Origin of the sequence: Amycolatopsis sp. H20-H5, assembly GCF_035828755.1 — a bacterium.
Lineage (GTDB): Bacteria > Actinomycetota > Actinomycetes > Mycobacteriales > Pseudonocardiaceae > Amycolatopsis.
On sequence record NZ_JAYMZS010000041.1, the window covers coordinates 19,264 to 31,721 of the forward strand.

A 12,458-nucleotide genomic window follows, 5' to 3' on the forward strand; every position below is an offset into this window, starting at 1 on the left:
GGGAGTTTACGGATCAGCCCCGGCCCAGGGTGCGCAGCAGGTCGCAGGCGAGGTCGTGCGTCGCCGGGAGGCGGACGGCGGAGATGCGGGGCTGCTCGACCTCGCGCAGCTGGGCGTCGACGGAAAGCCTGTCGTTCAGGGCCCGGCGTAGCGCGACGCCCTGCGAAGCGAGCCCGGCGTTCTTCGGCACGAGCGCACCGGCTGTCGAGGGCCCGAGCGAGGCGACGCTCTCGCCGCCGTCGAAGACCGACCGCAGCGCGTCGGCGACCAGGATCATGCCGGTCAGCCGGGGCCAGCCCGCGACCTCGCTGAAATCCATGGCCACCACGAACAGCACGTGGTCGTCGGCCACCGGCCGCTCGTCACGGGCCGACTGCCGGTAGATCTCGGCCAGCCGGGTCCGCAGGTAGGCCGAGGTCGGCAGGCCGGTGAGCGGTTCGGTGACCTCGGTGTTGGTGAGCTGGTCGGTGGCGACGTCGGCCCAGGCCAACGCGGTGACCCGGAGTAACCGGGCCGGGGTGGAGTCCACGTCCGGGGTAACGAATCCGTCGATGGCCCCGGGGTCGGCGAGCACGGCGTGCAGCGCGGCGAGGTCGGCCAGGGTCTCGGCCAGTCCCGCACCGGCGGCCGCCCTGGCCCGGCCCAGCCCGGCGAGCGCGATGTCGGCGATGTCGGCGGCGACGATCCGGTTGCCCTTGACCACCGCGGCGCACACGGCGTCGACCTCGGGCAGGGCCCAGTCGCTGGGGAAACGCCAGCCGGAGGCCAAACTGGCCGTCCGCCAACGAGCCCGCAGCGCGCGAAGGGACCGGTCGCGATCGAACCGGTGCCGGTCGGGTTGCCCGTCCTCCTGTCCGGGCAGTGCGCCGGTCGCCGGAACATCCACTGGCCACCGCCCCTTTCGTCCGGCCTTGTCGATCTTGCGATCGCTTCACGGTGTGGACGCGCCACGGCGTCGGTCGTGACGGCGTTCGGGGGGTTTGTTCGGACCTCTTCTGAAGCGCTCCGTCGCAGAGCCGGGTGAACTTGTTGCGCCGTCGGTGTCTAGGGACCACCCACAACGTGACGTACATCGCCACGTCCGTCACACTGGGCGCTGCGTCGGGTCCAGTAGGTAGTGGCTGGTCCTGCCGCGTCCGCCGTCGCCGAAGGAGACCCGTGTCCACCGTTCCCGCCGATCTCAGCGGTAAGAGCGACGCCGAGCTGATCGCGCAGGTCCGCGGCGGGACGATCGCCGCCTACGGCACCTTGTACGAGCGGCACAGCGGCGCGGCGCACAACCTCGCCCGCCAGCTCGCCCGGTCCAGTTCCGAAGCGGACGACCTGGTTTCCGAGGCCTTCTCGAAGGTGCTCGACACCCTGCGCGCGGGCAAGGGCCCGGACGCCGCCTTCCGCGCGTACCTGCTCACCGCGCTGCGACACACCGCGTACGACAAGACGCGCAAAGACAAGCGCGTCGACCTCAACGAGGACATGACCGACGCGGGCGGTGCGGTCGGCGAAGCGCTGACAGTCCCCTTCGCCGACACAGCGGTCGCCGGGCTCGAACGCACCATGGCCGCGAAGGCCTTCTCCCGGCTGCCCGAGCGCTGGCAGGCCGTGCTCTGGCACACCGAGATCGAGCAGCAGAGCCCCGCCGAGGTCGCCCCGCTGCTGGGTCTGACCGCCAACGGCGTGTCCGCCCTCGCCTACCGCGCCCGCGAGGGCCTGCGACAGGCGTACCTGCAGGTCCACCTTCAGGAAAACAACACCGAAAACTGCCGCGCGGCCGCCGATCGGCTCGGCGCCTGGACCCGCGACGGGCTGTCCAAGCGTGAGCGCTCGCAGGTGGAGAACCACCTCGACGAGTGCGAGAACTGCCGGTCGCTGGCGGCCGAACTGGCCGACATCAACGGCGGGCTGCGCGGGATCATCGCGCCGATCGTGCTGGGTGGCGCGGCTCTCGGCTACCTCGCGACGGCGGGCGCCGCCAAGGCGAGCGCCGCCACCGTGGCCGTCGCGGCCGCGAGCTCGTCCGGCGCGGCCGGTGCCGCCGCGGCCGGGCCGCGCCAGTTCGCCGGGGTCGCCGCGTCCGGCGTCGCCATCGCCGCGGCCATCGCCGTCGCGCTGGCCGCGGGGGGCGGCTCCCAGGACATCCCGGCGGCCGCCGCGCCGCCGCCCGCCGTCGTCCAGCCGGTCAAGCCCGTGCCACCGCCGGTCGTGCCGCCGCCGGTGGTCCAGCCGCAGCCGGTCGTCCCGCCGCCGGTCGTCCCGCCACCGGCTTCCCCGGCGGCGCCGCCGGTCGTCCCGCCGGTGACCCCGGCCCCGCCGCCCACGACGCCCGTGACTCCGGCCCCGCCGCCTCCCGACGTCTCGGCGCCGCCGAAGGTGACGGCGACAGCGCCGACGAACGGGATCGAGCTGCAACCCGGCTCGGCGCCCGCCAAACTGCCGCTCACCGTGCGCAACGACGGCGGCACCGTGTCCGAGCCGGTCGTCGCGGCCCTCAAACTGCCTCCCGGCGTGACAGCGGTGCCCGCCGGAGGCGGCGGCACTCTGGAAGGCGCGCGGCTCGAGCAGGGCGCGCCGCCGATGGCCGTGAACTGCCCCGGCGGCGAGGGCACGGTGACCTGCAAGACGGGCAGTGGCCTGCAGCCGGGCCAGAGCGCGGTGCTCAACTTCCTGCTCCAGGCCGACGACACGGCCCAGCCGGGCAGCACCGTCACGGGTTCGGTGACCGCGGGCGTCAAGGTCAACGTCTCGGTGTCGGTGAAGGTCACCGTCAAGCCGCCGCCGGACGCCGTGGTGCTCCAAGCCGAGACCGACGGCCTGTCCTCGTTCCCGTGGACGCACAACCCGCTGGTCTACGTCCGGGTGAGCAACACCGGCAAGACCACGAAGCCGGTCTCGGTCACCTTCGACCACCCGTTGTGGCAGTCCTGGTCCCTGACCGGGTTCCCCTGCCGCCCGACGGCCGAGGGCGCGACCTGCACGACGCGCGGCTCGGTCGCGCCGGGCAACCACGTCAACCTGTGGGTGCGCCTGAAGGGCCGCCCGGCCGGGGACGGCCCGGTGAGTGTCGCCGCGAAGCTCGGCACGGCGAGCGCGGGCCCGCTGGACGTCTACTTCGGCTGCTGGCTGTGGTCGTGCCGGGAGCACCAGTCGCTGGTGCCCACGCCGACGACGCCGACGACGTCGGATCCGGCCACCAGCACCGGCAAGAGCACCACCCCGCCCAAGAAGTCCTCGTCGAAGACCACCACCGCACCGCCCGCTTCCGAGCCGGACGACCCGCCGGAGACCCAGGGCAAGCAGCCGGTGACGACCACGAGCGCGCCACCCCCGCCGGGTCCTGGCAAAGGGACCACTCCGGGCAAGCAGCCGCCGTCGGTCACACCCCGGGGCTGGTTCGGCTGGCTGACCGAGTAGCTTCCCAGGGTGCGCTACCTGGGATCGTTGCTGGTCAAGCACCGCGAGCTGGTCCGGTTCGCGGTGGTCGGGGGGATCAGCTTCACGATCACCATGACCATCACCTACGGGCTGAAGTTCACCGTGCTGAACGCCCATCCGGTGACGGCCCTGCTGATCGGGACGATGGTCGCGACGATCTTCTCCTACGTCGCCAACCGTGAGTGGTCGTTCCAGACCCGCGGCGGCCGGGAACGCCATCACGAGGCCGCGCTGTTCTTCCTGCTGAGCGGGTTCGCGATCGGCCTCAACGCGCTGCCGCAGTTCCTCTCGCGGTACGCGCTGCACCTGCAGGTGCCGGAGGTGACGCTGTTCGCGCAGGAGCTCGCGGACTTCGTCAGCGGGCCGCTCATCGGGACCGTGCTCGGCACGCTGTTTCGCTGGTGGTCGTTCAAGAAATGGGTGTTCCCGCAGGAAGACGCCCGGCCGAAGGTACTGCGCGGCGGCGGTCGCGCCGATTCGGACATACGCGGCGACAAGGCCGCCTGAAGCCCCGCCGCCGGTCAGCTCTGGAAGACTGCGGGGGTGACCGTTGCCGAAACCGTGCTCTCCCGGACCCCCGAGCCACTGCGCTCGGTGCTGATCAAGCACCGTGAGTTGCTGAAGTTCGCGATCGTGGGCGGCACGACGTTCATCGTCGACAACGGCGTCTGGTACTTCCTGAAGCTGAGCGTGCTGGAGTCGAAGCCGACCACCGCGAAGGCGATCGCGATCATCGTCGCGACCATCGTTTCGTACATCCTCAACCGCGAATGGTCCTTCCGGACCCGCGGCGGCCGCGAGCGGCATCACGAGGCCGCGCTGTTCTTCGTCGCCAGCGGCATCTCCGTGGTGATCAACCTGATCCCGCTCTACGCGTCGCGGTACGCGTTCCACCTCGAAGTCCCGTACGTGACGCGGCTGGTGCAGGAGGTCGCGGACTTCGCGAGCGGGTCGATCATCGGCATGCTGCTGGCCACGTTCTTCAAGTTCTGGGCGTTCAAGAAGTGGGTCTTCCCGGACGACCTCGGCAAGCGCCGCCGCGACGAGGACGAACTCACCCCCTAACCCCTGTTCGACTGTCCCTGAAGGCCACCTTCACGGCGTAAAACGCTGTGAAGGTGGCCTTCAGGGACTTGCGAGCACCGAGGGTAAGTACTTGTCTTTGGACATGTTGTTGTCTATGCTCATCGAAGACGCGCGGCACCGCGTGTCGTTACTTCACTGGTGACGCCAGCCGGGTTCGACCGGTTGTGCGGGACGAATCAGGGGTGATCGCCAAGCGCGAAGAGGACCGCATCCGGCTTCACGGATGACGGTTGGGCCTTTTCCCGCTTTGGCGGGGATATCGGCAGAGCCAGCTGCGACGCAGCGGCGCTTCCGGTGTCTCCCGTGCCCTTTCAGGGCCATCCCCGTACGTCCTTCCCAGTGAAGTGGATCTTCCGTTGAGCAACTCACTCACGGCGCCTCCGCGCGCCAAAACCACCTTCGCCGTCGTCGGCCTCTTCCTCGCCGTTTTCCTCGCCATGCTGGACTCCCAGGTGGTGGCCACCGCGCTGCCCCGCATCGTCGGCGAGCTCGGCGGCACCGCCTCGTTCGCCTGGGTCACCACCGCCTACCTGCTGGCGGGCAGCGTCAGCGCGCCCGTCTACGGCAAGCTCGGCGACCTGTTCGGCCGCAAACGCGTCGTGCTCGGCGCCATCTGCCTGTTCCTGCTCGGCTCGCTGGCCTGCGGGTTCGCGCCGACGATGCCGCTGCTGATCGCCGCCCGCGTGCTGCAGGGCATCGGCTCCGGTGGCCTGTTCGTCACCGTCGTCGCGACCATCGGCGAGCTGTTCACGCCCCGCGAAAGCGCCCGCTACTTCAGCTGGTTCTCGCTCTGCTTCGCGGCGTCTTCGCTGGCCGGGCCGGTCGTCGGCGGGCTGCTGACCGACGTCGCCGGCTGGCGGTCGATCTTCCTGGTCAACCTGCCGATCGGCCTGGTCGCGCTGGTCGCCGTCGCCCGCTGCCTCGAACTCCCCCGCCGCCGCCGCACCGCGCCGTTCGACCTCGCCGGGATCGTCCTGCTCGGCGGCGCGATCGCCGGGCTCACCCTGCTCACGCCCTGGTCGATCGCGATCGGCGTCGTGCTGCTCGCCGCGTTCGTCCTCGTGGAACGCCGCGCGACCGAACCGGTGCTGCCGCTGCGACTGTTCCGCGACCGTTCGTTCACCGTGAGCGCGCTGATCAGCGTCGCCGCCGGGTTCGTGTTCCTCGGCTCGGTCACTTACCTCGCCGTGTTCCTGCAGTCCGCGGCCGGCGTCGCACCGTCGGCCGCAGGACTGCTCCTGGTCCCGATGACGCTCGCCGTCGCCGCGTCCTCGCTGGTCGCCGGGCGGATCATCGCCAAGACCGGCGCCTACCGCTGGGCGCCCATCACCAGCATGGCGCTCGGCATACTGGCCGCACTCGGCCTGGCCACTCTCGACGAGCACACCGCGCTGCCGGTGGTCGTCGGCTGCCTGACCCTGTTCGGCTTCGCGGCCGGACTCACCATGCAGGTGCTGTCCATGGCCGCACAGAACACCTCGGCCCGCGAAGACCTCGGCGCGGTCTCGGCCACCGTCGGTTTCCTGCGCTCGCTGGGGACTTCCGTCGGCCTGACCGTGTTCGGTGCCGTCTTCACCGCCGCGCTCCCGCACACCGGCGCGGGCCCCGGCGCCTACGCCCACGCACTGCACGGCGTCTTCCTGTGCCTGTTCCCCGCTCTCGTGCTCGGGCTGCTCGCGGCGTTCGCGCTCCCCGACCGTCCCGCTTCGTCGTCATCACTGAATTTCCGTTACCCACCAAGGAGAAACTCATGATTCTCGTCTTCGGCTCCACCGGCAAGGTCGGCCGTGAACTCGTTCCCGCGCTGCTCGACCGCGGCGCTTCCGTCCGGGCCGTGACCCGTGATCCGAGCCTCGCCCGCGTCGATCCCCGCGCCGAGGTCGTCGCCGGGGACCTCGAGGTCCCCGAGTCCCTGCCGTCGCTGTTCGACGGCGTCGACCGCGTCTTCCTGCTGGTCTCCGGCCGCGGCGGCGACGGGCTGGCCCAGGAGCGCTCGGCGCTGGCCGCCGCGGCGCACGCCGGGGTCGCCCACGTAGTCAAGCTGTCCACCACGGGTGTCCACTTCGGACAACAGGACGGCATCAGCCTGCTGCACGCCGAAGCCGAGCAGGCCGTGCGCGCGGCCGGTCCGGCCTGGACGATCCTGCGCCCGACCACCTTCATGGACAACCGGTACGCCTGGCAGAAGTCCGTGATCGCCGAGAACACCGTGTACATCACGGCGGGCGAGGCCGACTCCGCGATGGTCCACGTCCGCGACATCGCGGAGGTCGCCGCGCTCGTGCTCACCACCGACGGGCACGAGGGCCGGACCTACCCGCTCACCGGCGGCGAAGCAGTCAGCTCACGGCGTCAGGTCGAGATCCTCGCCGAGGCCCTCGGTCGCCCACTGAAGTACGTCGAAGAGCCCGAAGCCGCTACGCGCGAGCGGATGCTCGGCTTCGGCTGGCCCGCGTCGTCCGTCGACGGCATGTTCGCCCTGAAGCGTGAGTCCGCCGAATACGAGAAGGTCGTGTTCGACACCGTCGAGCGCCTGCTCGGCCGCGCGCCGCTCACCTTCGCCGACTGGGCCCGCGAGAAAGCCCCGTTCTTCACGGCCTGAGTCGGCAAGTCCCTGAAGGCCACCATGACGGCGTTTAACGCCGTCATGGTGGCCTTCAGGGACCTTCGCTAGGCCGAACGGGGGCTCGCTTTTGAGCCCTGAGCCGAAATACTTGGGCTGAACGCCGCGCTTACCGGATACTTCATCAGGTGTTTAATTCACGCCGCAGGATGGAGACCGCATGACCGGCGTCCGGCTTCGTGTCCTCGTCGTCGACGACCATCCACTCTTCCGGTTCGGCGTGTGCACCCTGCTCGCGGCCGAGCCGGGGATCGAGGTGGTCGGCGAGGCGGCCACCGGCGCCAACGCGGTGAGCGCGGCCGCGGCGCTGCGGCCCGACGTCGTCGTGATGGACCTGCACCTGCCCGATCTCAGCGGTATCCAGGCGACCCGGCACATCGTGGCCGACAACGCCGACGTCGGCGTGCTGATGCTGACCATGGCCGACGAGAGCGAGTCCGTGTTCGCCGCGATGCGCGCGGGCGCCCGCGGCTACCTGCTCAAGGACGCCGAGCCGGACGAGATCATCCGCGCGGTCCAGGCCGTCGCGCGCCGGGAGGCCATCTTCGGGCCGGACATCGCGAACCGGGTGCTGGGCTTCTTCAACCAGCCCCAGGCGACCACCGATCAGGTGTTCCCCGAGCTGACCGGCCGGGAGCGGGAGGTCCTTTCGCTCATCGCCGGGGGCCACAGCAACGCGGCCATCGCGCACACCCTGTGCCTGAGCCCGAAAACCGTGCGCAACCACATCTCGAACGTCTTCAGCAAGCTCCACGTCGCCGATCGCGCGGAGGCCATCGTCCGCGCGCGCGACGCCGGTCTCGGCCGGGCCGGGCCGGGCTGAACGAGGTCCCCTGCTCGTGGACGGCGTCGACACGTTCCTCCGCGCTTATCACGCTTGAGCCCTCTCAGTGCCTCCACCGGGGCGGATTTTCGGGCAACAACGGGACACCGGTCCCATGCGCCCGGGACACCTCCCCCGGCAGGGTGAGCAGGCGTGGGGGTGGGTCCCCACTCGAGGGGAATGAGAAACCAATGTTCGAACCGAACCGGACACCAGTGGTCGTCCGCGCAACCGATCCGATACTCCACAACGGCGTCTGCATGGCGCTGCGCTCCCGTGACGACGTCTGGCTGGTGGATGGGGAGTCCGCCGACCCGGCGACGGTGGCGCTGCTGGTCGCCGACCGGCTGGACGACGCGATGACGCGGCTGCTGTCGTCCTTGCACTGCCAGGGTTTCACCCGCATCGTGCTCGTCGCCGGGGAGGTGGACGACAACGAGATCATGACGGCCATCGAACACGGGGTCTCCGCGGTGGCCCGCCGGGCCGACGCCGGGGCCGACGTCCTGGTCAAGCTGATCAAGGCCGTCGCGGCCGGGGAAGGCGCCCTGCCGCCCGACCTGCTCGGGCGGTTGCTGAACCGGGTCTCCCGCCTGCAACGCCAGGTCCTGCAGCCGCGGGGGCTGCACCTGGGCGGGATGAGCAGCCGCGAGACCGAGGTGCTCAAGCTCGTCGCGTCGGGGTTCTCCACCCAGGAGATCGCCGATCAGCTGTGCTACTCGCAGCGGACGGTCAAGAGCATCCTGCACGACGTCACCAACCGGTTCCAGCTGCGGAACCGTTCGCACGCGGTCGCGTACGCACTGCGTGAAGGGCTGATCTGAGCCCATGATCACCCAGGTCGACGAGGCGCTGTGCCGGCTCATCGCGCCCTACCTGCCGGCGGGCACGGTGATCCGGCTGGACCCGCCGAAACCGACCTGGCAGACCGAAGCGCAGGTCAGCAGTGTCGACCTGTTCCTGTTCGCGCTGCACGACGCCGGCGCCCCCGCCGGCGTCGTGCGGGGCGGCAAGCGGTGTGCGCTGTCCTATCTGGTCACGGCGAGGTCCGACACGGTCCGCGGTGAACACGCCCTGCTCGACGGCTCACTGCGGGCGTTGCTGGAGACCGAGCAGCTGCGGACCGAGCTCGCCGAGGAGTGCCTGCCGATCGGGTTGTCCATCGGCGACCTCGACCCGACCGGCCTGTGGGCGAGCCTTGGCATGCCCGCGCGCGCCGCCTTCGTCGTCACCGTCACCGCCGGACTCAGCACGGGCTGACCGACGGGCACAGCACCATCCCGCCGATCGCGGCGAGCGGGGCGCCGAAGGCCTCACACCACTGCGCGGCCGACTCGGGAACCGCGGCGCCGATGACCCGGCTGTTCCATCCGGCGCGCACTTCGAGCCGGTTGTCCAGCTTGCCCGAAAGCGTCAGCGTGTCACGGCGGGCGTCGACCTCGCACCGGCCGTGGAACACCGCGGTGCCGGGCGCGCGGAACGTCCTGGCCGATGGGGTGAACCGGTGGCCCGCCGCACTGGAAACGGTGGCGGCCGGGATGTCGAGCCCGCTCACGTACCGCCCGTCGAACAGCAGCTTCGGTGTCCCCGACCGGTCGCCGGAGGCGGGCAGCCGGACGTCGAGCTCGCCCTGGAACAGCAGGTGGACGGCGACGGCCACCTTGCCGATCATCGCGGTCCCGGTCGCCACCGGCCCGTCCCGCACCCGGTAGCGGCAGGCCCGCGTGTCCACCGCACGACGGTACGACACCCGGCCGGGCAGGCATTGCCCGATCGGGTGATCCTTGGGGAGCCCTAACGCGGTACGCGCTCAGCAGGCCAGCGGACCTCGCCGACGTCTTCCGGCTTGGGGACCTTGAGGAACAGGCTGAACACCGCCGGACGTTTGCTGGACAGCTCGAGGCGCCCGCCGTCGGCCTCGACCAGTGCCCTGGCCAGCGCGAGCCCCACCCCGGTCGAGCCGCCGCCGGAGAAACCGCGCTCGAACACGTGCGGGGCGAGCTCGTCGGGCACGCCGGAACCGGTGTCGCTCACCTCGACGACGACCGTGCCCTCGGCGTCGCCGCGCCGGGCGCCCAGCGTCACGGTTCCCGCACCGTGCCTCAGCGCGTTGTCCAGCAGGACGCCGATGACCTCGCGCAACCGGCCGGGCGTGGCCCTGGCCATCAGCACGTCCGGGACGCGGAGGCGGAGGTTGCGGCCCTCCGCGCGCAGGAGCTGCCGCCATTCCTCGGCGACCTGGGGCAGGGTCGTGGTCAGGTCCACCGGCTCCGCGCCGACCTCGCGGGCGGCGCGGGCGGCGGCGAGCAGCTCGTTGAGCGCGTCGGCGAGCCGGTCGGCCTGCTCCTGGGCGGCCTTGGACTCGTCGGCGACGTCCGGGTCGGGGTGCATGGTGAGCGGTTCGAGCCGCAGCTGCAAAGCCGTCAGCCTGCTGCGCAGCTGGTGGGAGACATCGCCGACGAGCTGGCGTTCCCGTTGCACGAGCTGGGCGAGCGCGCTGCCCGAGGAGTCGAGGGCCTCGGCGACCATGTCGAGCTCGCCGACGCCGTAGCGGCTCGGGTCGGGCCGGAAGTCGCCGCCGCCGAGCTTCGCGGCGCGATCGGCGACGTGCCGCAGCGGTCTCGCGAGGCGGCGCGCGGTCACTGTCGCGACCACGGCGCCGGTGGCGATCGACAGCACCACGAGCAGGACCACCAGCAGCGTCACCTGGGTCTGCCTGCTCCGCATCGGGCCCGCCGGGGCGGCGAGGGTGACCTTGCCGTCCCTGGCCATCGCCACTTCCTGCGAGATCGTGTCGCCGACCAGCGTGGAGCCGTACCGCTTCTCCTGCTGGCCAGTCACCCGGACGATCAGCAGCCCGTCGGACGGTACGGCCGCGCGGACCTGATCGAGGTCGATGGGCTGGCCGTTGGCGAGCTCGTTGTCGAGGACCGCGGCGACGTCCCTGGCCCGCTCGGCCAGCGGGTCGACGTACGCGCTCTCGACCACCGACCGGGCGGTGAAGCCCAGCGGGATGCCGAGCACGGCCGCGGTGACCATCACCGCGAGCAGGATCGCCAGCAGGATCCGGCGGCGCATGCTCACTCCGCGTTGAAGCGGAATCCGACGCCGCGGACGGTGGCGATGCGGCGTTCGCCGTCACCGGAATGCGACAGCGGGGACTTGCCGTTGCCGCGCCCGACGGCCTCGTCGGCGGCGATGGCGAGCTTCCGGCGCAGCCACGACATGTGCATGTCGAGCGTCTTCGAGGTCTTGGACTCGAGGTCGTTCCAGACCTCGGCGAGGATCTCGTCCCGGCTGACGACCTGGCCGGCGCGGCTCATCAGCACGCGGAGCAGCTCGAACTCCTTGTTCGCCAGCTGGACCTCGTGCAGGTCGACGGTCACCAGGCGCGCGCCGAGATCCATCCGGACCCCGCCGGCCTCGAGGACCTCCGGCGCCCGGCGGCGCAGCAGCGCGCGGATCCGGGCGAGCAGCTCGGCGAGCCGGAAGGGCTTGGCGACGTAGTCGTCGGCACCCGCGTCGAGGCCGACGACGAAGTCGACCTCGTCGGTGCGGGCGGTCAGCATCAGGACGGGGACCTCGGTGCCGCTGGCGCGCAGCCTGCGGCAGACCTCCAGCCCGTCCATGCCGGGCAGGCCGAGGTCGAGGACGAGGAGGTCGACCCGATGCCGGGCGGTGGCCTCGAGCGCCGACGGCCCGTCGCCGACGACCTGAACTTCGTACCCCTCCCGCTGCAGCGCGCGGGACAGCGGATCAGCGATGGCCGGATCGTCCTCGGCAAGTAGCACCATGCTCACCTGGTCGACTCTACGGCGCGGGGGCGTGAAACCATCGTGACCGTGCCCGGCTACGAGAATGATCTTGCACTCGCCACCCGGCTGGCGGACGCCGCCGACGCGATCACCACCGATCGCTTCCGCGCGCTCGACCTGACCGTGCAGCGCAAACCCGACCGCACCCCGGTCACCGACGCGGACACGGCCGTGGAGGACGCGATCCGCGCCCTCCTCGCGGCCGAACGCCCCGGCGACGCGATCGCCGGCGAGGAACGCGGCGGCACCGTGCCCGCCGAAGGCCGCGCCTGGGTGCTCGACCCGATCGACGGCACCAAGAACTTCCTGCGCGGAGTACCCGTCTGGGCGACCCTGATCGCGCTGGTCGAGAACGGCGACCCGGTCGTCGGCCTGATCAGCGCCCCCCTCCTCGGCCGCCGCTGGTGGGCTTCCACCGGCGACGGCGCGTGGCTGCGCGACTCGGCGGGCGCCCGCAAGCTCTCGGTCTCCGGCGTGGCCGCGATGGAGGACGCGTACCTCTCGACGACCGACCTCGGCTCCTGGGTCGAGTACCACTCGCGCGAGAAGTACCTCGAGCTGGTCGACGCGTGCTGGGAGAGCCGCGCGCTGGGCGACTTCTGGCAGCACTGCCTGGTCGCCGAGGGCGCGCTGGACATCGTCGCCGAGTGCATCGTCAACCCCTGGGACGTCGCCGCGGCCC

Annotated in this window: 12 protein-coding genes and 1 pseudogene; 9 read left to right on the forward strand and 4 right to left on the reverse strand. The window is 71.3% G+C overall.

The features are described from left to right. Window positions 1-13 precede the first annotated feature (13 nt). The gene (locus QMK34_RS22670; protein ID WP_326416225.1) at window positions 14-886 is read right to left on the reverse strand and encodes a GGDEF domain-containing protein; all 873 of its coding nucleotides are present in this window, start codon (window positions 884-886) and stop codon (window positions 14-16) included. Between the two features lie 272 nt (window positions 887-1,158). Between QMK34_RS22670 and QMK34_RS22675 the strand changes: the two genes are divergently transcribed. From QMK34_RS22675 to QMK34_RS22710, 8 genes are all read left to right on the forward strand, one after another. Beyond that, the gene (locus tag QMK34_RS22675) at window positions 1,159-3,408 is read left to right on the forward strand and encodes a sigma-70 family RNA polymerase sigma factor (protein ID WP_326416227.1); all 2,250 of its coding nucleotides are present in this window, start codon (window positions 1,159-1,161) and stop codon (window positions 3,406-3,408) included. 18 nt (window positions 3,409-3,426) lie between these two features. Continuing rightward, window positions 3,427-3,936 (forward strand): GtrA family protein, encoded by a 510-nt coding sequence (locus QMK34_RS22680; protein ID WP_326416283.1) that lies wholly within the window; start codon window positions 3,427-3,429, stop codon window positions 3,934-3,936. Window positions 3,937-3,972: 36 nt separating this feature from the next. Continuing rightward, the gene (locus tag QMK34_RS22685; protein WP_326416228.1) at window positions 3,973-4,494 is read left to right on the forward strand and encodes a GtrA family protein; all 522 of its coding nucleotides are present in this window, start codon (window positions 3,973-3,975) and stop codon (window positions 4,492-4,494) included. Between the two features lie 377 nt (window positions 4,495-4,871). Then, window positions 4,872-6,269 carry an MDR family MFS transporter gene (locus tag QMK34_RS22690; protein WP_326416229.1) on the forward strand — a complete coding sequence of 466 codons (1,398 nt, stop codon included), beginning with the start codon at window positions 4,872-4,874 and terminating at the stop codon, window positions 6,267-6,269. Continuing rightward, window positions 6,266-7,117 (forward strand): NAD(P)H-binding protein, encoded by an 852-nt coding sequence (locus QMK34_RS22695; RefSeq protein WP_326416230.1) that lies wholly within the window; start codon window positions 6,266-6,268, stop codon window positions 7,115-7,117. Before QMK34_RS22690 ends, QMK34_RS22695 begins: the two co-directional genes overlap by 4 nt. Window positions 7,118-7,298: 181 nt before the next feature. Next, on the forward strand, window positions 7,299-7,961 hold the full coding sequence (locus QMK34_RS22700) for a response regulator transcription factor (protein WP_326416232.1): 663 nt from the start codon (window positions 7,299-7,301) through the stop codon (window positions 7,959-7,961). Window positions 7,962-8,152: 191 nt separating this feature from the next. After that, the gene (locus tag QMK34_RS22705) at window positions 8,153-8,785 is read left to right on the forward strand and encodes a helix-turn-helix transcriptional regulator (protein WP_326416233.1); all 633 of its coding nucleotides are present in this window, start codon (window positions 8,153-8,155) and stop codon (window positions 8,783-8,785) included. Between the two features lie 4 nt (window positions 8,786-8,789). Next, the gene (locus QMK34_RS22710) at window positions 8,790-9,221 is read left to right on the forward strand and encodes a hypothetical protein (RefSeq protein WP_326416234.1); all 432 of its coding nucleotides are present in this window, start codon (window positions 8,790-8,792) and stop codon (window positions 9,219-9,221) included. On the opposite strand, the gene QMK34_RS22715 is transcribed toward QMK34_RS22710, so the two are convergent. From QMK34_RS22715 to QMK34_RS22725, 3 genes are all read right to left on the reverse strand, one after another. Further along, a complete protein-coding gene (locus QMK34_RS22715) occupies window positions 9,208-9,693 on the reverse strand; it encodes a hypothetical protein (RefSeq protein ID WP_326416235.1) in 486 nt (161 codons plus the stop codon). The genes QMK34_RS22710 and QMK34_RS22715 overlap by 14 nt on opposite strands. Window positions 9,694-9,755: 62 nt before the next feature. Continuing rightward, window positions 9,756-11,039 (reverse strand): ATP-binding protein, encoded by a 1,284-nt coding sequence (locus tag QMK34_RS22720; RefSeq protein ID WP_326416236.1) that lies wholly within the window; start codon window positions 11,037-11,039, stop codon window positions 9,756-9,758. 2 nt (window positions 11,040-11,041) lie between these two features. Beyond that, on the reverse strand, window positions 11,042-11,755 hold the full coding sequence (locus QMK34_RS22725; protein ID WP_326416284.1) for a response regulator transcription factor: 714 nt from the start codon (window positions 11,753-11,755) through the stop codon (window positions 11,042-11,044). A 108-nt stretch (window positions 11,756-11,863) separates the two neighbouring features. On the opposite strand from QMK34_RS22725, the pseudogene QMK34_RS22730 reads away from it, so the two are divergent. After that, window positions 11,864-12,458: pseudogene (locus tag QMK34_RS22730) on the forward strand (inositol monophosphatase family protein); the annotation flags it as partial.

Excerpts from the sequence above, each read along its gene's own strand:
- QMK34_RS22720 (WP_326416236.1), bottom strand. The coding sequence starts at position 11,039 with ATGCGCCGCCGGATCCTGCTGGCGATCCTGCTCGCGGTGATGGTCACC.
- QMK34_RS22700 (WP_326416232.1), top strand. The coding sequence starts at position 7,299 with ATGACCGGCGTCCGGCTTCGTGTCCTCGTCGTCGACGACCATCCACTC.
- QMK34_RS22710 (WP_326416234.1), top strand. The coding sequence starts at position 8,790 with ATGATCACCCAGGTCGACGAGGCGCTGTGCCGGCTCATCGCGCCCTAC.
- QMK34_RS22695 (WP_326416230.1), top strand. The coding sequence starts at position 6,266 with ATGATTCTCGTCTTCGGCTCCACCGGCAAGGTCGGCCGTGAACTCGTT.
- QMK34_RS22705 (WP_326416233.1), top strand. The coding sequence starts at position 8,153 with ATGTTCGAACCGAACCGGACACCAGTGGTCGTCCGCGCAACCGATCCG.
- QMK34_RS22725 (WP_326416284.1), bottom strand. The coding sequence starts at position 11,755 with ATGGTGCTACTTGCCGAGGACGATCCGGCCATCGCTGATCCGCTGTCC.